Genomic DNA, 18,788 nt, shown 5'->3' with positions numbered 1-18,788 from the left:
TTTTTTTTTGAAGAAAGATTTTTTTACTTCGTCGTTTGATTTTCAAGTTAATAAAAATCAGCCACTTGCAGAAAGAATGCGCCCTTGTTCTCTCAATGATGTTGTGGGACAAAAGCATTTGATTGGAGAGGATGGTTTGCTTTCACGTATGGCGGCAACAGGCTCAATTGGATCGATGATTTTTTGGGGACCTCCAGGGACGGGAAAAACGACCGTTGCACGTTTGTTAGCCCTTGAAACAAATTTCGCGTTTGAACAGGTTTCTGCTATTTTTACAGGAGTTTCTGAACTTAAAAAGATTTTTGAAGTTGCGCAGAGGCGTTTTATATCTGGGGATAAAACACTTCTCTTTGTTGATGAAATTCATCGGTTTAATCGTGCACAGCAGGATAGTTTTCTTTCTGTGATGGAAGAGGGTACTGTGGTACTTATAGGTGCAACAACCGAAAATCCTTCTTTTGAACTGAATGCTGCCCTTCTTTCGCGTGCACGTGTTTTAACATTTCTTTCTCATGATCATGAAAGTTTGGACATGCTTTTGAGGCGTGCTGAAGAAGTGGAGGGAAAAACTCTTCCCTTGGATAATGATGCCAGAGACGTTTTGATAGAGATGTCTGATGGTGATGCGCGGGTTGCGTTAACATTGGCAGAGGAAGTTTGGTCTATTGCGCCATTGGGAGAGATTCTTGATGTTGTTGCTTTGCAAAAAGTTATTCAGCGTCGTGCGCCTATTTATGATAAAGGACGAGATGGGCATTATAATCTCATTTCAGCGTTGCATAAATCCGTTCGTGGATCTGATCCTGATGCTGCGCTTTATTATTTGGCACGTATGTTGGATGCTGGTGAAGATCCTCTCTATATTGGGCGAAGATTGGTTCGTATGGCCGTTGAAGATATTGGTTTGGCGGATCCTCAAGCTCTTGTCATTTGTAATGCAGCAAAAGATGCCTATGATTATTTAGGATCACCAGAAGGAGAGTTGGCCTTGGCGCAAGCATGTCTTTATGTTGCAACTGCGCCAAAGTCAAATGCAGCATATCTTGCGTATAAAGCAGCACTGCGTTGTGCACGCAAAAATGGCTCTTTACCACCTCCTAAGCATATTCTTAATGCTCCTACGAAATTTATGAAGGAAGAAGGGTATGGAAGTGGTTATTGTTATGACCATGATGAACCAGATGCTTTTTCAGGACAAGAATATTTTCCCGAAAAACTTGGACGTCAGAGTTATTATAAACCAGTTGAGCGTGGTTTTGAGCGTGAAATTGTGAAACGTCTTGAGTGGTGGCAACAGTTGCGCAAAAAACGTAAAGATCAAAATAAAATTTGAGTTGAAATACGTTTTTTATTGATCTCTTATGTTATTGTATGAGAAATTTAGCTTATATTTTAAACAATTTATTGCATTGCTTGTAGAGATTTTTTTGATATCTTCAAAAGTGCATATTTTTTCAAATTTAAATATATCATTCAACTTTTAAGCTGCTTTATTTTTTTTGGTTTTATTAAATAATATATTGACTTATAATGATAATTAACTGTTTCGTAAGTTGAATGAAAGTTTCAAATACCGTAAATTTCTCTCATCCCAAGTCTGTTATTTGTTGAAGCAATCAAGTTATTCGCTTGCATGTTACAAGCAGGATTAGCGTGTGATAAAAACTGTACAAGAAAGGACTAAAAATCCCTCCTATGAATTGTCTCAAGTGCCGAGAGCTGTTGCAATATTGGAGGATGATAAATAGTGTGATGGTGCCGGCTTGCTCCTTCTATAGAGTAAAGATGGTGGTGCCTAAAGGGTTTTGCAGTATACCACATTCATAGGTGTTGTCACAAAATGAGCTTGGAAGTTTTGAGAGATGTTTCTTAAATCAAGTGCATGAATATGCAACACAATAGCGTTTTGTTCTTCGATGCAATAGGGTATGAGGTTGATTGATGATGCGTTTTTTGTGTGATCAATAGCGGGAGAATTCTTAGTCTCTCAAGTATTTAATCAAAGGGATAAGCAGAAGGGTTGTAGAACATTGTGTTTAAAATTAAATTGTTCCTTTTCTAGAGAGATATAAATATGTTAACTATGCTCCCATAGAGATATTACTTTATTGGAGTTTATTATGTGTCATAAGATAAGCAATGCCAATTCTTTATTGTGATGGTCATGAATGTTTATGGACATAATGTGGAGATAGGAATGGAAATAGTCTGTGAAACTCTAAACTCAAGCCTTTAGTTAAATTAAAAGTACAGTATACACTAAAGTTTTAGGTTATTATGAATTCGGTCAAGGATATAATCGTGGATAAAACAAAAGCTCTCGATGCTGCTCTCTCACAAATTGAACGTTCTTTTGGTAAAGGCTCGATTATGCGTCTTGGGCAAAAAGAGCAGGTTGTTGAAATTGAAACAATTCCAACAGGGTCGTTATCCTTGGATATTGCTTTAGGGATTGGTGGATTACCGAAGGGGCGTATTGTTGAGATTTATGGACCAGAAAGTTCTGGGAAAACAACATTGGCTCTCCATGCTATTGCTGAGGCACAGAAAGGTGGTGGGATTTGTGCTTTTATTGATGCAGAGCATGCGCTTGATCCTATTTATGCGCGTAAGCTTGGTGTTGATTTAGAAAACTTGTTCATTTCTCAGCCAGATACCGGTGAACAGGCATTGGAAATTACAGAAACGTTGGTTCGTTCTGGTGCCGTTGATGTGCTTGTTGTGGATTCTGTCGCAGCTTTAACACCGCGAGCAGAAATTGACGGTGAAATGGGTGATGCTTTGCCCGGATTGCAAGCTCGGTTAATGAGTAAAGCGTTACGAAAATTAACCGCAGCAATTTTTCGCTCTAACTGTATGGTTGTTTTTATTAATCAAATTCGCATGAAAATTGGTGTGATGTTTGGTTCTCCTGAAACGACAACGGGTGGAAACGCTTTAAAGTTTTATGCTTCTGTTCGTTTAGATATTCGTCGCATTGGATCCATTAAAGATAGGGATTCAATCGTTGGTAATCAGACGCGCGTTAAAGTGGTGAAAAATAAATTGGCACCTCCATTCAAACAGGTTGAGTTTGATATTATTTATGGTGAAGGTATTTCCAAAGTAGGTGAATTGATTGATTTGGGTGTCAAGGTTGGTGTTGTTGAAAAATCTGGTGCATGGTTTTCTTATAATTCTCAGCGTTTAGGGCAGGGGCGTGAGAATGCAAAGCAGTTTTTACGTGAACATGTGGAAATAGCTACAGAGATTGAAGCAGCTTTGCGCCAAAATGCTGGTTTGATTGCGATTGAATTGTTAGAAAATGCAGGGTCAGAAAATATAGAAAGTGATGAAGCCATTTGATGGGGGGGTCGTCTATAATTTTTTTTCTTTAAGATTTTTCTGTTTTTTTGTTTGAGTTTTTAAATACGCAGTCATTTTTTTCTCAATTTTTTAAAACAAATATTCCATTTTTGATTAAATTGACTCCATGCGTGGCGAAGAGGATTTAATGAGGGGGGATTTTTCTTTTATGGTTTTGTGCTGTATTGAGCAGGTGTCAACATGAATAGTGTTAATAATATTCGGTCAACATTTTTGGATTATTTTCATCGTAATGGGCATAAAGTTCTTTCTTCTAGTCCGCTTGTTCCGCGGAATGATCCTACACTTATGTTTACAAATGCAGGGATGGTGCAGTTTAAAAATGTTTTTACTGGACTTGAACAACCTTCTTATACGCAGGCAACAACGGCACAAAAATGTGTTCGTGCAGGTGGAAAGCATAATGATCTTGATAATGTTGGTTATACGGCGCGCCATCATACATTTTTTGAAATGCTGGGTAATTTTTCTTTCGGTGATTATTTCAAAGAAGAAGCTATTTTTTTATCATGGAATCTTTTAACAAAGGAATTTTGCCTGCCAAAAGATAAATTGTTGGTGACAGTTTATCAGAGTGATGATGTTGCTGCTGAACTGTGGCGTAAAATTTCAGGTCTTCCAGATGAAAAAATTGTTCGTATTGCGACGGCTGATAATTTTTGGTCGATGGGAGAAACAGGCCCTTGTGGTCCTTGTTCGGAGATTTTTTATGATCATGGTGATGAAATATGGGGCGGTCCTCCTGGAAGTGCTAATGAAGATGGGGATCGCTTTATTGAGATTTGGAATCTTGTTTTTATGCAGTATGAGCAAGTTTCCAAGGAAGAACGTGTTAACTTACCTCACCCTTCTATTGATACCGGTATGGGATTAGAGCGTATTGCTGCTGTTTTACAGGGCGTTCATGATAATTATGATATTGATCTTTTTCGTGCATTAATTGCTGCATCAGAAGAAATTACAGGGATTGAGGCAAAGGGTGATTTTATTGCCAGCCATCGTGTCATTGCTGATCATCTTCGCTCATCTGCATTTTTGATTGCTGATGGTGTGCTTCCTTCTAATGAAGGAAGAGGATATGTTTTACGTCGTATTATGCGTCGTGCTATGCGTCATGCGCATCTTCTTGGTGCTAAAGAGCCCTTAATGTGGCGACTTTTACCTGCTTTAATTCGCGAAATGGGACAAGCTTATCCTGAGTTGACACGTGCTGAATCTTTGATTTCAGAAACTTTAAGGTTAGAAGAAATACGTTTTCGTAAAACGCTTGAACGAGGACTTGGTTTGTTGAACGAAGCAAGTACCGATCTTAAAGAAGGGGACTATTTGAATGGTGAAGTTGCTTTCAAGCTCTATGATACCTATGGTTTTCCGCTTGATTTGACGCAAGATGTTCTTCGTCGTCGCGGAATATCTGTTGACGTTGGTGCTTTTGATAAAGCGATGGAACGCCAAAAAGAGGAGGCACGTGCCAATTGGTCTGGTTCTGGAGAAGCTGGAACAGAGAAAATCTGGTTTTCTGTTCGTGATCAAGTGGGGGCCACAGAGTTTTTAGGTTATGAAACTGAGACAGCGAAAGGTATTCTTACAGCTCTTGTATGTGATGGTAAAATTGTTGATCATATTTCTTCAGATCAGAAAGCTATGCTTGTTGTTAATCAGACACCTTTTTATGGTGAATCTGGTGGGCAAATTGGTGATAGCGGTATCATTTCTGGTAAAAATTTTATTTTTAAGGTGCATGATACCCAAAGAAAGGGTGATGGTGTTTTTATCCATATTGGGGAGGTGAAATCTGGTCAGGCATCGAGGTCTGATTGTGTAGAATTAACGGTTGATATTGTTCGTCGTAAGAAAATTCGTGCGAATCACTCTGCTACTCATTTGTTACACGAAGCTTTACGCCAAACATTGGGGGACCATGTTACACAAAAGGGTTCTCTTGTATCGCCAGATCGGTTGCGTTTTGATTTTTCCCATCCAAAATCCGTTTCACCAAAAGAGTTGAAAAAAATAGAAGATTTAGCCAATGAGATTATTTTGCAAAATAGTAAAGTAATAACGCGCCTCATGGCTGTAGATGAGGCCATTTCTGAAGGAGCCATGGCATTGTTTGGTGAAAAATATGGTGATGAAGTTCGCGTTGTTTCTATGGGGGAGCCACTTGAACAGGAAAGATTAAAAAAGCGTTGGTCAATTGAGCTTTGTGGAGGGACACATGTGGAGCGAACAGGTGATATTGGTTTAATTCATATTGTTTCTGAAAGTTCTGTTTCAGCTGGAGTGCGGCGTATTGAAGCTTTAACAGGCAAAGAAGCACGTCTTTATCTTAGCCGCCAAGATGAACGTATTCATGAAATCGCTGATCTTTTAAAAACTTCTTCTGCTGGTGTGGAAGAACGGGTGCGAATTTTGCTTGATGATCGTCGTAAACTTGAAAAAGAATTGAATGATGTACGCAAGAAAATGATGTTGAGTGGTGGAGTAACAGAAAGGAGCCAAGGTGATATTACCATCATCAATGGGCTTTCTTTTACTGGACGCATTGTTAAAAATATTTTACCACGGGATCTTAAGGCGCTCGTCGATTCTGAGAAAAAACAAATTGGATCTGGAGTGGTTGCTTTTATTAGTGTCTCGGAGGATGGAAAAGGGAGTGCTGTTGTCGGTGTTACGGATGATTTAACGGATAAGTTAAATGCTGTAGATCTCGTTCGTATTCTTTCAGCGATGCTTGGTGGTAAAGGTGGAGGTGGCCGTTCTGATATGGCACAGGCTGGTGGTCCTGAGGGGAACAAAGCTGATGAGGCATTTGCGGCACTAAAAGATTTTCTTGAAAAAAATTAAATTAAATCATTCTGCATAGGTGTTTTTTACATTGTTATATTGGGTTGGCATCTATGTATCATGAATATCTGTCTGGTGTATTTCTGAAATGCAGATACAGCGTAATTGGGGAAAATACAATTGTAAAGATAAAGACAGTGTTTGTCTTTATCACCACTTTATCATTTGGCTTTATAGCTTCCAAGCGTTTCAGGAATCACCTTTTTAAGATAAGATAGACTATGCAGCACTTCATGCTTTGCTGTGTATTCTTTTACTAGGGAGACTAGTTATTGTGTTGCTCTTATAGATTTTTTGAAGAAACATCTCTTTTTATGAAAGGAAAAATACAAGATTTATTGCATACGATTATCCTTATAAAGTTATAAGCTATCATTATTCGATTAGTTTTCAAATGAATAAAATTTCTTTCCTTGAAAAGGCTTATAAAAGAGTTGTTGTATCTTAGAGCTATTATTTTCATTTTGCTTGTTATGTACAAGAAAACAGTTTTTTGGTTTATTATTAAAAGGTCTTGAAAGGAATATTCTCCTATCTTTATAAATCTTTATTTTAAGTTATAAGGTAATGAATTATCAATATAAATCAAAGTAATATAACATAAATCTAAATATTTAGATTAACATCTAATTTATTTATGATGAAATTGCTTTAATATATTGAATTATAATGATAATTTATCGTTTTATCTTTTGAACAAGAGCTACGAATATTCGTAGGGTTTTATTATTTCAAATTCTGTGTATGTTAAATTAATCAAAACCACTCACGAATGTCGTTGTGAAATGGGCTTAAGAGCATTGAAAAATGTTTCTTAAAAAAAGTCATATGAATGTGCAAAACAATGATGTTCTGTTCTTTATGAGAGGACTATAAAGAAAGTGATAAACAAAAGTGCAACGCAATACATAATATTCATTATTTAAAAGATATTACTTTAGTTCGTTTTGAAATTCGTAAAGCTGAGTTAAAAGAAGACGGTAAAACTGGAAATTGTTTTTACCTTTACATCTTTACATTTTCCCTAAATGAGAATGTATACTCGTCAATATGCACAGATATAGGAAAATATTTTTGTTCTAATCTAGTAAAATTGCAATAGCAGAGAAAATACTAAACTGTTTTAATATTTTTCTTAAATACCTAAAATGGATTGTGGCATTTTTAGAAATCTTTTTACTTGTATCATATATAAGCACTCTATATTGTATTGAAGAGGCATTTTTTGCATAAGATCTATGAAGAGTATCGTTTTTATGATGCTATGGCTTCATGTAAGGGGATAACATTTTCTCCTTCTCTTTCTGGTGGTTTGATTGTTAAACCACTTGCCTTTAAAAAATTAGAGAAACGTCCCCCTTTATCGATCAATTCTTGAAAGTTTCCTTTTTCCATTAAGTGACCATGATCCAGAAAGAGTATCACATCAGCATTGCGTACTGTTGAGAGGCGATGTGCTATAATAAAAGTAGTGCGGTTATGGCTTATGCAATCGAGAGCATCTTTGACACGTGCCTCTGTTTCAACATCAAGAGCGCTTGTTGCTTCATCTAGAATGAGAATAGGGGCATTTTTTAAAACAGCGCGTGCAATTGCTAGTCGCTGTTTTTCTCCACCTGATAATTGAGATCCTCGTTCGCCCACCATTGTGTTATAACAATCAGCTTTTTTTAGAATAAAATCGTGAGCTTCTGCTATTTTTGCTGCTTCATAAAGTTCTTCATTCGTTGCGCTCGCTTTTCCTATTGAAATATTGTCATGAATAGTACGGTTGAAAAGACCCGAGTCTTGAAATACTGTTGCTAGAGATTTGCGTAAAGATTCGCGATTGATTGAGCATATATTTATTCCATCAATGGAGATATGCCCAAGGGTAGGGTCGTATACGCGCTGCAACAGATTGATCAATGTTGTTTTTCCAGCCCCTGTTGGTCCTACAATCGCAACAGTTTGTCCTGCTTTAACCTCAAAGGAAATATCAAAAACACCTTGAGAAGAATTTGGGAATTGATAGGTCACGTGATGAAATTGTATGGCGCCTTTAACATTTTGGAGGGAAGGAAGATTTTGTGGTTCGTTGATATGAAAGGTTGAGTCTTCCATTTCAAAAAATTCTTGCAGTTTTGCTTGTGAGGATATTGCACAATTAATAAAATTGCTCATTTGGTCTAGGCGGCTAATCATGAGTTGTGCAAATCCAACAAAAGCAACGACTTCACCTACTCGTAATTGATCTTTTGCAACAAAAAAAGCTCCAAGGAGAAGAACACAAACGATTGAAATTGTTGAAGCCATTCGATTTAAGCCACTGGCGAGCGCCCACCAATTGAGAACAGGATTTTGTGCTTTAAGAAGAGCATTTGTATGTTGATGCAGTATGGAAGTTTCTTCTTTTATTCGGTTATAACTTTGTACAATGGAAACATTAGAGATTGAATCACTGACATGCTTAAAAAGGTTATGATGATAGCATTCTACAGCGGCTTGTCCGTCTTTTGTTTTTCGCATCACTAAACGTGCAATTAATACATAAATGATGGCAAGCACAACCAAGACTATTGAAAGACGCCAATTCATATTAAACGCGATGGGGATGAGAACCAATAAGGCGACAAGCGTTGAGAGGTGTTGGCGCATAAAATCAAGCCATATGGTTGACATGGAATCTATTGCGCGCAAAAGTGTATGGAGTGCGTTGGAAGTTCCACGTTGTTGATGCCAAATTAAAGGCATGGCAATGATACGTTCGAAAGATTCCGTTAAAACCGTTAAGCGGCGTCTATGGGCTAAGCGGTCAGCACCGCGAGCAACAAGGACATAAGCAATAATATGTGAAAGTCCAAAACAAACCCAAATGGCAAGAGTAGGGATGATAGCTGTTTTGTCTGTAATAGAATCAATAACTTGTCCAAATAAAATAGGTTCTGCAATAGTGATAATAGCTAATATAACATTAGCGGTACAGATTAAAAGGGATGCATTTTTTTCTCTATTTAGGTAAGTGAGAACACGTGCATAGGTTTTGAATAAGGACACGGTTAATTATCTCCATTCGCTATTAAGCGTAAAGGCTGTTGATTTTTACAACGCTTAGTTTTTAGCTAATAAAATTTGGACGTTAAGAAAAGGAAATTTTGGATACTAACTGTAATATGGTGTGATAAAACCAACTAAAATATGAATTTTTGTGTTTATAAAGGCGCAAAAATAGATCAATAAAATTATCAGGTAAGGGAATTTTCATGGCAGGCATAGAAATAAAAAAAGTTGAGGCAGATGAAAATGGAATGCGCTTAGATCGCTGGTTTAAAGTGCATTATCCAGGACTTGGTTTTGGAGCTTTGCAAAAATTGTTGCGTTCTGGTCAGATACGGGTTGATAGTGGACGTGTTAAAGCCGATACGCGTCTTTGTATAGGGCAAGCTGTTCGTATTCCACCTCTCCCTATTAATGACAAGGAGAGTCTTTCAATAACGGATAAAACACTTCGTGGGCAGGATGATGGGACCGTTTTGAAAAAAATGCTGCTTTATGAAGATCCAAAGGTATTTGTTTTTAATAAACCAGCTGGGTTGGCTGTACAAGGAGGCTCTGGTTTAACACGTCATATGGATAGTATGCTTGAGGTATGGCGCAATAAAAAAGGTGAAAAGCCGCGTTTGGTTCATCGTCTTGATCGTGAGACGTCGGGTGTGCTTATTGTTGCGCGATCAAGGGGAGCTGCTCAGTCCTTAACTGCTGCTTTTAGAGCGCGAGAAACAAAAAAGACTTATTGGGCGTTGGTTCGGGGCGTGCCTAAAAAAAAGCAGGACAAAATTTCAACGTGGATGGTTAAGGAAATGACTGCACAAGGTGACAAAATGCGTGTTTGTGAACATGGGGAGCCAGATTCACATCATGCGGTTTCTTACTATCGCGTTTTAGATACGCGAGGGCGGGCTCTTTCGTGGCTTGAAATGGAACCCTATACAGGGAGAACACATCAGCTTCGTGTGCATGCAGCCCATATGGATCATCCTATCATTGGCGATACAAAGTATTTTTTTTCTGATAGTAATTGGACATTACCAGGAGGAATTCAAAATCGTCTTCATCTTCATGCACGTCGTATTCGTATTCCGCATCCTTCAGGAGGAATATTGGACATTGTTGCACCTTTACCACCTCATATGGTCCAAAGTTTTAATCTTTTATCTTTTAATGAGAGTGATGCTGAAACCGACTAAACAAACTTCATTTGTTCTTTTTGATTGATACAAATTTTATCTATAAATTTGATAAGATGAATAGGGCATCATTTGAAGAAAGTTTTTGATAAGATAGCTATGAGAAAATTGTGTTTTTGAGTGATGAAATTTTCGAATATCATGGCTTTCTTTCTACAGCTCTTTATCCATATTGATTGTATTGTTATTTTGGATATGATGTATCGTTTAATAATCTGAGTTTATGAAGCTGCTCCTTTGAATTATCTACAGAGGTCATATATTGGGGAGGCGTGTCTGTTGAGGGAGATGAGTTAGATAAAATCTGAAAGATATTTACTAAAATAGTGAAAGCAATTTTAGTTTTTTCATGGGGAATAATGGAGGCATTTTATAGTAATGCTGAGGGAAAGTAGCCTCTCAAAAAATTCCTGTTGTCAAGGATTTTTGTTTTGTTATCAATGTGGTTTGATATGCTTATAGTATAGATTTATGCTTTGTATCTTTGCTTACACAATGAAGCCTTCTTAGCAAAGCTCTCCTTTCAATGACCAATTATTTTTCTACTTACTTAGTTTATCCAAAAGATTATCTTTCATAAAAGAAGAAATAAGTTTTTAGTATCTTAATGCTTCATTGAAGTGAACTCATCACATTGAAAAAATATCTAGACAAAAAATTGGAGATAAAACGTCAGGCGCGTTTTATTGCTCTAGGGAGGGCTTGAACACTTTTGTTTTTTCTAGTGAACAAAAACAGATATTTATTATGGGAACATTCAAAGGGGGGATAAATTGAAATGAGGAGTGACTGATGGGATCATTATTGATTGACGTTAATAACGTCTCAAAAATATATCGCAACATTGACAGAGGAATTGGTTTTAAAAACAAGATATTTTCTCTCCTCAAGCCGGTTTATACAAATCATCATGTGTTAAAAGATATGAGTTTCACCCTCTTTTCAGGGCAATCGTTAGCAATTCTTGGCCCTAACGGAGCGGGTAAATCGACACTGATTAAAATACTTTCTGGTATACAATACGCTGATGAGGGATGTGTTAAAGTCCTTGGTGTTGATCCTTATAAAGCGAAGAAAAATCTGTTCAAGTCTTTGGGTGTGGTCTTTGGTCATAAGAATTGTTTATGGTGGGATTTGCCCTTACGCTACAGTCTGGATATGGTTCAACCATTATATGGTCTTGAACGCGCCTCTTTTACCCGTGATCTTAAAGAGATCGCTGAGTTACTGGGTCTTGAGCATATTATGGATAAGCCAGTGCGGATGCTTAGTCTGGGTGAGAGAGTGAAAAGTGAATTGGCATTTAATCTCTCCTTTAGACCTAAACTGTTGTTTCTCGATGAGCCAAGTATTGGTCTTGATCTTACATCTAAGCATGAAATCAGGGAGCTTCTTAAAAAACTGAAAAGGGAGCGTGGCACTGGGTATATCATCACAAGTCATGATATGGGAGATATTGATGGATACGTTGATGATATTATTCTCTTGCATAAAGGAAAGAAACAGTTTCATGGTAATCTTCACGCGCTTAAAAATGTCATTCCTTCTTTGGTGAGAATAACGTTTTTTTGTGAACACATGGCTGTACCTTCAGCTGTTGTAGAAAAAATTGATGAGATTGCGTTGAAATTATCTACTTCTTTAAAAGATAAGCACTTTAACGCTGAAGAATGCTCGCTGGAGGTTTCGCTGCCCCGTGAGGATTTTGCGCGTTTTGTACGCGAAATTACAACCAAATTGAACTGTACGTTCTCTGTATCCACTCCCTCGCTTGAAGAGATGCTCCGTGTTAAATTTAAAGAATTTATCTAACCACTGCTTTGGTATGTTTCTTTTTGCCAAGAATGGATTACTCACTGTTCTAAGTGATAGAGCAATGTTTTTTACCGATATTATCATTGGGACACTTTCGCCATTTGTTATTCAACTTCTATTATGGAATGCACTTTTCTCTGATACGGGCAACACCATAAATGGCTTTAGCTTTTATGATATGATGTATTATTATGCTTTTGCTTTAGTCCTAGGTCGCTTAAATAATGGTTATAATGTGATTAAGTTTTTCTCTCATCATGTTAAAGAAGGCCAATTAGAAGTATATCTTACAAAGCCCTTTAGTTATATGACACAAATGCTTTTTACTTTTTTAGGGGAGAGTGTATTATATAGCATCCCATTATTGGCTCTTTTTATTGTTAAGCTTGTTTTATCCTATGAAAATATTCTGGGATTGGTCATCGCTTTTCTGTTCTTTTTTCTGGTTGTTATTCTATCACAATTGCTTTGTTTTTTAATCTCTTTTGGAATTGCTTTATTAAGCTTTTGGGTGATTGAGTACAATATATTACTCTCTTTTAGTATTCTTAGTTCAGCGCTTCTTGGGGGTGTTCTTTTACCACCATCTTTTTGGCCGGTGTGGCTTATTCCGCTTATGCAATTTAATCCTTATCGTTTCATGATATCCGCTCCTGCCGAGTTTTTCGCGACGCAAAATTTAGCGTTGTTTCAGCAGTTTATTTTCGGAAGTTTTACTTATATTTTGTGTTTTTTATTCTTAATTTATATCGCTTGGAATAAAGGGATGAAAGCATATAATGGAGCAGGTGGTTGAGATGAAAATCATCCTTCATTTTATCAGTCTGAATATCCGCCGACAGATTGTTTATGGTAAGAATTTGGCTGGGGAGTTTATTCTTTCTCTATGCTATTATTTTATTCAATTCATATTTATTGATAGAGTATCTTCTTTTTCAGGAAAGATCGGTAACTATAGCAGAGATGAAATCCATTTTATCTTTGTTGTCTTTGTTTTACTTGGAATATTTTTGAATATTTTTATTAATTCTATTGAAACGTTTTTTGAAAAAGTAGCGGATGGTAAAATTGAACCATACTTGATAAAGCCCGTTTCAATTTGGTTGTTGATGTTGTTTGGTTGGTGTAAACCTCTTAATTTGATCAAGCTCTTTGTCCTTTATGTTAGTGCCTATTTATTTGTATCATTACCGAATATTTCTGATCTTAAGCTAAGATGGATCTCTTTTGTTGTTGCAATATTTTGTGTTTTTATTGTCAATATTTGTTTTTTTCTGATGTTCAATTTTATAACATTTATTATTAGCCGTAAGATGCCTGTCGAATATTTTCATGAAATGATTTATGAGCTTTCATTTGTGCCAATAGAAATTTATCCTTTAAGCATCGTAAAATGGCTTTTGTTTATGCTTCCCATGGCTTTTTCTGCTTCCTTGCCTGTGTCATTGTTGCTTGGTAAAGGCGAATGGAATATTGGATATCTTCTGTTGAGCGCTTTTCTTTCCATGGTCATGACTTTCATAAGTTATAAGAAAACAATGCGTAAATTTAATGGATTAGGGGGATAATATAAAAGTCATCATGATTATAAAAATAAAAAATTGAGTAAAAATTCTATCGTACTGTAAAATATCGTTATTTATGCTGGCGGTATAAGTCATGTAAAATTTACACATGAGGATTTTTTATTAGACATATTCATGCATAAAATCGGTTGTATTTCTATAGCTATGAGCAAAGAATTTACAATAAAAATCAGAGAGTTAAATTTCTTGGTTTTAGATTAGTTTGAGTTTAGATGGCTGCTTGATGACACAAGCCAATGGTAAGATGGTGTACAATATTAGTAGTGCTTTCTTCTCCGAGCAAAATTTATTTTTGTTGCGTTTATAGTGCTAAAAAATTGTCAAAGATGGGTAATTTTTATATGTGCAGAATGTGGTTATTCGTGCGGATTTTGTTGGTGCATTCAATATATTATTACGTGGATGAGTTTTTGCTTAAACAATAAGAAAATTGACAGAATAAAGCTTTTAAGTTGCCCGATAGAAAGCTAAGAGCTTCGCCAAACAACATGATAGCAATTATCAAGACAACAATCACATAGAGATTTTTCAGCATGCTGAGCAGTCAAAATTCAGTTAATAATTGCTTGGAAATAAAAGGATTCACCAATCCAAGCAGGCAAAAACGATGGCAACGCAACTGAGTTCAATAACATAATTAAATATATTTCTTTGTTTTACTTGTTAACTAATGGAATTATACCTAATTTTATTGTGAATTTCTTATTTTATGTTATGATTTTATTTGATATAAAGATAATTATTATGTACTATTTTAGTGTTATTATAAATATTATTATTTAATTAAATATATACAATATAAACATAATATATTTATATTATTTTAAAAAGTAATTAAATAAGATATTATTTTTTAAAAAATTATTTTCTATTTTTTTAATATTAATAAGCTCATTTTTAAATTTTTCTTAACAATGACAAGAGAAAAATGGAGTTTTACATCCTCTTTACAATAAATAAAAATGATACTTTAATCTGGTTTTGCTCTCTAAGCTTAGAGCTATACAAATGTTATTGCTTATCATTAATAAAACTAATGTGATTGATGGCGTAGAGATTACAAAGGGCTAATTTTTTTTGCATGTAATTCATATCTTTTACAAGACTTTAAAAATAACACAGAAAAAATGAGAGAGGAAGGAATAGTGAACAAGAGTGATAAGCTTTTTCATTTTCTAGTGTTATGATTACTTTTGTATTTTACGGTTCATTCATTGTATGTATGATCAATTCCAAAATTTTTATTTTAAGCTTATAGTGAATCTATATTTTAGTCTGTTATTGAAGTGTTGTCGTGATTGAGATTACAATATCACAGTAGTGAACACTCTGATTTAATAGAGAAGATTGTTTGCTAGCAAATAATCTATCCATATCAACGTTATTTAAATTTTTTTCCAAAATATATATCTATGTTAATTTTCGTGATTGATATCTTTTCTAAGATGAAAAGGGGCATGAGCTGATTTGAATATCCATAAATTTTTCGTATTAACTCAAAAAATATACGATCACATCATTTTACGGCTATTCTAGATTATCATTTTGATAAACTGAATAAGTATAGCGATGCGTCTTACAAATATTTGCTAAAATGCTTTTATTGGACATTATTAAATTTTTATGATTCATATTTTTAATCATTTTATCTTGGTTAGAAAGAAGGTGTATTCATTTTTATTTCTCTATTTTATCTTAGAGTCGTGGAATTATATTAATGTTAGAAAGTTATAATTGTGGAAGACAATGAACTTTATTAAAATTATTCCACGTTCTTGTAGAAACGCATGGCTGTGAAATCGTTGAAATGTGTAATAGCTTATGGCATTAGATTTGGCGCATTCACCAAAGTTATCCCTTATCTTACCTAATTTAGCTTTTTCAATCAAAGAGTTAAGCTGGTGCTTACGCTAATTGTAGCTGGGGCAAATATTTTTTCTCAATCTATCCTAAGGAAAAATTATTTTATAAAAATATTTATTTTACTATATTATACAAAAAAATAAAAATATTATGTGTAACTAAAAAACAACATATTGATATTTTTATATATTATAAAATCATAATAATATTTATGATAATAAAGCTAAATTCATAATAAAAACAATAAAATAATTTTATTTTAATATATTTTTATCATTAAACTACATAATGTAAAGTACAAATAAAATAATTGACAATTATTAAATAAACATGTAACGGATATATTGTAAGTGTAATATAATATAAAAATAACAATTAAAATAAAATTATTAATTAAATTTTGTATTATATTTTTATTATCAGAAGATAAATATACTTTATCGATAGATAACGGAATGTTTTCTATTTAGAGGGGGCGGTAAAGAAAATTTATTTTACTAAATATTGTAATTAGGTGGTTATGATGAAAATATTCAAGCATTGTATAGTATGTTTTGTTGCAGTAGCGATTTTCTTTTCACAGATTTTAAGAGCCAATGCTGATTCTTTAAATGGCAGATTTCAAAATGCTGGTTTTATTTCTGTAATGACACAGGAAAATAGAGTTATTAAAGCTGTTGATATGATTATTAGCCAGTTTGGAGGACAAGGGGCTGAGAAAAATGTCCAAAAAGTTGCGGGTTTAATGGGGTTGGAGACAGCGATTTTTGGTCTCATCGCATATCTTGTATATTTCTTTACTAGAAAGCCACCGAGTCCTAACAGAGAGACAGGTGGAAGAACATTCGATGCTTTTGCTCATAGTTCATGGGCTTTGAATTAAAAGATATTATCCTTGATAAACTTTGAATTATGCTGTTATTGAATGTTTTATATTAAATAAACCGTGATATTTAATCACGGTTTATTTATTTTTTTTAATCTTAATGACCTTGATAAGTTTATCCTTTTATATCATTAAGATATTGTTTTGTGGATGCCTGTATATGGTGCATTAAATTCAGCTAATCAGTTGCTTTTTAAATTTACTTAAATTTTTTTCTCTTCAAAATGCGCATTTGAGCTAAGTTTGTGGTTGATATTTTTTTTATGATGAAAACGCGAATGCATTAATTGAGATATCCATAAACTTTGTATATCAACTCAAAAAATACAAGGTCACACAATCTTACGACTATTTGTGGGTTTTATGTTGATGAACTGAATAAGTATAGCGATGCGTCTTACAAATATTTGCAAAAATGCTTTTATTGGACTCTTTTAATCTCTTTGTGGTTTACAATTCATTTTATCATTTTATCTTAAGCAAAGAGAATGTGGATTCATTTCTATTTCTCTATTTTATCTGAGAAGGGTGGAGTTATACGAATGTCAAAAAAAGTCATGATCGTGGAAGATAATGAGCTTAATATGAAGTTATTTCGCGATCTTGTAGAAGCGAGTGGTTATGAAACCGTTGAAACACGTAATGGTCTTATGGCATTAGATTTGGCGCGTTCATCAATGCCATCTCTTATTCTTGTGGATATCCAGTTGCCAGAGGTCTCTGGAATAGATGTTATTAAACAATTAAAAGAAGATGAAGAACTTCGATCAATCCCCGTTGTTGCTGTAACAGCTTTTGCTATGAAAGGCGATGAGGAGCGAATTCGTGCCAGTGGATGTGAAGAATATATGTCAAAGCCTATTTCTGTTCCTCATTTTATTACAATGGTAAAGCATTTCTTGGACTAAAGCTTGTTAAGTGATGATAGAAAAAATATTGAAAAGCTTATAAGATTGCTAAAGTTGTCGCGTAAAGATTTTTGTGCTTTAGCACGTCGATATATTACAAGTTAGTAAAACAGATTTAAAAAATTGAAACTGAAGTTTTGAATTTTTTCGGTCTATTTTTCTTGCCTTTTATCTTAAGAGAAGAGGTTGTTTTGCATTCTTGTTTTTTCTAATCGGTATAGATTTGTTCCTACATTCATCTAAAAGTCTGTTTTAGCAGTTTTAAAAAGCCCCGTTTTTGTCCGAGGCTTTATGCATTGCAAAAATTGAAATTAACGCTTTGAGAATTGGAAAGAACGACGTGCTTTTGCTTTACCGTATTTTTTACGTTCAACAACACGACTATCACGGGTAAGAAACCCACCTTTTTTCAAGATTGAGCGAAGTTCTGGTTCGTAATAGGTTAAAGCTTTGGAAATGCCATGGCGCACTGCACCGGCTTGTCCAGAAAGACCACCGCCTGCAACGGTTGCAATAATATCAAACTGGGTATCCCTATTTGTTGCAACAATTGGTTGACGAAGAATCATTCTAAGAACAGGACGAGCAAAATATTTGTCAAATTCCTTATTGTTGATCGTGATTTTTCCAGAACCTGGTTTAATCCATACACGCGCAACAGCGTCTTTACGCTTTCCTGTTGCGTAAGCACGTCCTTGTGAATCAAGCTTCTGCACGTGAACAGGAACAACATTTTCATGTGTTTCTGTAATACTTGTTACTATGCTAAGCTCAGAAAGAGAATTAATTTCAGCCATAATCAAGCAATCCTTTTGTTTTTGCGGTTTAAAGCACCAACGTCAAGAGATTCAGGCTGTTGTGCTTCATGTGGATGTTGGCTTCCAGCGTAAACACGTAGATTCTTCAATTGACGGCGACCAAGAGGCCCTCGAGGAATCATGCGCTCTACTGCTTTTTCAATAACGCGTTCGGGAAAACGCCCCTCAAGAAGTTGACGTGCTGTACGTTGTTTGATTCCACCAATATAGCCGGTATGCCAATAATATTTTTTATCCGTATATTTTTTGCCAGTGAGAGCTATTTTATCTGCATTAATGACAATAACGTTGTCACCATCATCAACATGTGGAGTAAATGTAGCTTTATGTTTGCCACGTAAGCGGTTAGCAACAAATGTGGCAAGACGACCCAAAACAAGGTTTTCTGCGTCAATAATAACCCATTTTTTCACCACTTCAGTTGGCTTTTGTGAAAAAGTTGCCATAGAAGTATCCTTTATTAGAACCCTTTT

Annotated in this window: 12 protein-coding genes; 9 read left to right on the top strand and 3 right to left on the bottom strand. The window is 35.1% G+C overall.

The window, feature by feature from the left end:
• Positions 1-7: 7 nt before the first annotated feature.
• The 3 genes from ACFINK_RS03170 to alaS all read left to right on the top strand — a co-directional run bounded on the left by ACFINK_RS03170 (position 8) and on the right by alaS (position 6,213).
• Positions 8-1,333, top strand: a complete 1,326-nt coding sequence (locus ACFINK_RS03170) for a replication-associated recombination protein A (RefSeq protein ID WP_375613137.1) — start codon at positions 8-10, stop codon at positions 1,331-1,333.
• A gap of 968 nt (positions 1,334-2,301) precedes the next feature.
• Positions 2,302-3,345 carry a recombinase RecA gene (gene recA / locus ACFINK_RS03165; protein ID WP_273791424.1) on the top strand — a complete coding sequence of 348 codons (1,044 nt, stop codon included), beginning with the start codon at positions 2,302-2,304 and terminating at the stop codon, positions 3,343-3,345.
• 201 nt (positions 3,346-3,546) lie between these two features.
• Positions 3,547-6,213, top strand: coding sequence for an alanine--tRNA ligase (gene alaS, locus ACFINK_RS03160; protein WP_375638237.1), 2,667 nt, complete (start codon positions 3,547-3,549; stop codon positions 6,211-6,213).
• Positions 6,214-7,467: 1,254 nt separating this feature from the next.
• On the opposite strand, the gene ACFINK_RS03155 is transcribed toward alaS, so the two are convergent.
• Positions 7,468-9,249, bottom strand: coding sequence for a glucan ABC transporter ATP-binding protein/ permease (locus ACFINK_RS03155; protein WP_375629013.1), 1,782 nt, complete (start codon positions 9,247-9,249; stop codon positions 7,468-7,470).
• A 206-nt stretch (positions 9,250-9,455) separates the two neighbouring features.
• Between ACFINK_RS03155 and ACFINK_RS03150 the strand changes: the two genes are divergently transcribed.
• The 6 genes from ACFINK_RS03150 to ACFINK_RS03125 all read left to right on the top strand — a co-directional run bounded on the left by ACFINK_RS03150 (position 9,456) and on the right by ACFINK_RS03125 (position 17,497).
• Entirely contained in the window at positions 9,456-10,439 is a 984-nt protein-coding gene (locus ACFINK_RS03150; protein WP_375632409.1) for an RluA family pseudouridine synthase, read from the top strand.
• Positions 10,440-11,231: 792 nt separating this feature from the next.
• A complete protein-coding gene (locus tag ACFINK_RS03145) occupies positions 11,232-12,251 on the top strand; it encodes an ATP-binding cassette domain-containing protein (RefSeq protein WP_375638236.1) in 1,020 nt (339 codons plus the stop codon).
• Positions 12,226-13,050, top strand: a complete 825-nt coding sequence (locus ACFINK_RS03140) for an ABC-2 family transporter protein (RefSeq protein ID WP_375629019.1) — start codon at positions 12,226-12,228, stop codon at positions 13,048-13,050. The genes ACFINK_RS03145 and ACFINK_RS03140 overlap by 26 nt, the downstream gene beginning before the upstream one ends.
• A complete protein-coding gene (locus ACFINK_RS03135; protein ID WP_375638235.1) occupies positions 13,034-13,822 on the top strand; it encodes an ABC-2 family transporter protein in 789 nt (262 codons plus the stop codon). The genes ACFINK_RS03140 and ACFINK_RS03135 overlap by 17 nt, the downstream gene beginning before the upstream one ends.
• Positions 13,823-16,226: 2,404 nt before the next feature.
• Positions 16,227-16,586 carry a hypothetical protein gene (locus ACFINK_RS03130; RefSeq protein ID WP_375613153.1) on the top strand — a complete coding sequence of 120 codons (360 nt, stop codon included), beginning with the start codon at positions 16,227-16,229 and terminating at the stop codon, positions 16,584-16,586.
• Positions 16,587-17,131: 545 nt separating this feature from the next.
• Positions 17,132-17,497, top strand: a complete 366-nt coding sequence (locus ACFINK_RS03125; RefSeq protein WP_273724078.1) for a response regulator — start codon at positions 17,132-17,134, stop codon at positions 17,495-17,497.
• 311 nt (positions 17,498-17,808) lie between these two features.
• On the opposite strand, the gene rpsI is transcribed toward ACFINK_RS03125, so the two are convergent.
• Positions 17,809-18,294 carry a 30S ribosomal protein S9 gene (gene rpsI, locus ACFINK_RS03120; RefSeq protein ID WP_015856545.1) on the bottom strand — a complete coding sequence of 162 codons (486 nt, stop codon included), beginning with the start codon at positions 18,292-18,294 and terminating at the stop codon, positions 17,809-17,811.
• A 2-nt stretch (positions 18,295-18,296) separates the two neighbouring features.
• Complete coding sequence (gene rplM, locus ACFINK_RS03115; RefSeq protein WP_015856544.1) at positions 18,297-18,761, bottom strand: 50S ribosomal protein L13; 465 nt, start codon at positions 18,759-18,761, stop codon at positions 18,297-18,299.
• Positions 18,762-18,788 lie beyond the last annotated feature (27 nt).

Source organism: Bartonella sp. AA16NXGY (genome assembly GCF_042197325.1).
Classification (GTDB): Bacteria; Pseudomonadota; Alphaproteobacteria; order Rhizobiales; family Rhizobiaceae; genus Bartonella.
Note: the sequence above shows the minus strand (reverse complement) of the source record. Positions and strands in the feature narration are given on the sequence as shown.

What these genes read in the sequence shown, in the direction of transcription:
- ACFINK_RS03145 (WP_375638236.1), top strand. Translation starts at nt 11,232, where the DNA reads ATGGGATCATTATTGATTGACGTTAATAACGTCTCAAAAATATATCGC.
- ACFINK_RS03150 (WP_375632409.1), top strand. Translation starts at nt 9,456, where the DNA reads ATGGCAGGCATAGAAATAAAAAAAGTTGAGGCAGATGAAAATGGAATG.
- rpsI (WP_015856545.1), bottom strand. Translation starts at nt 18,294, where the DNA reads ATGGCTGAAATTAATTCTCTTTCTGAGCTTAGCATAGTAACAAGTATT.
- rplM (WP_015856544.1), bottom strand. Translation starts at nt 18,761, where the DNA reads ATGGCAACTTTTTCACAAAAGCCAACTGAAGTGGTGAAAAAATGGGTT.
- alaS (WP_375638237.1), top strand. Translation starts at nt 3,547, where the DNA reads ATGAATAGTGTTAATAATATTCGGTCAACATTTTTGGATTATTTTCAT.
- ACFINK_RS03130 (WP_375613153.1), top strand. Translation starts at nt 16,227, where the DNA reads ATGAAAATATTCAAGCATTGTATAGTATGTTTTGTTGCAGTAGCGATT.
- ACFINK_RS03135 (WP_375638235.1), top strand. Translation starts at nt 13,034, where the DNA reads ATGGAGCAGGTGGTTGAGATGAAAATCATCCTTCATTTTATCAGTCTG.
- ACFINK_RS03125 (WP_273724078.1), top strand. Translation starts at nt 17,132, where the DNA reads ATGTCAAAAAAAGTCATGATCGTGGAAGATAATGAGCTTAATATGAAG.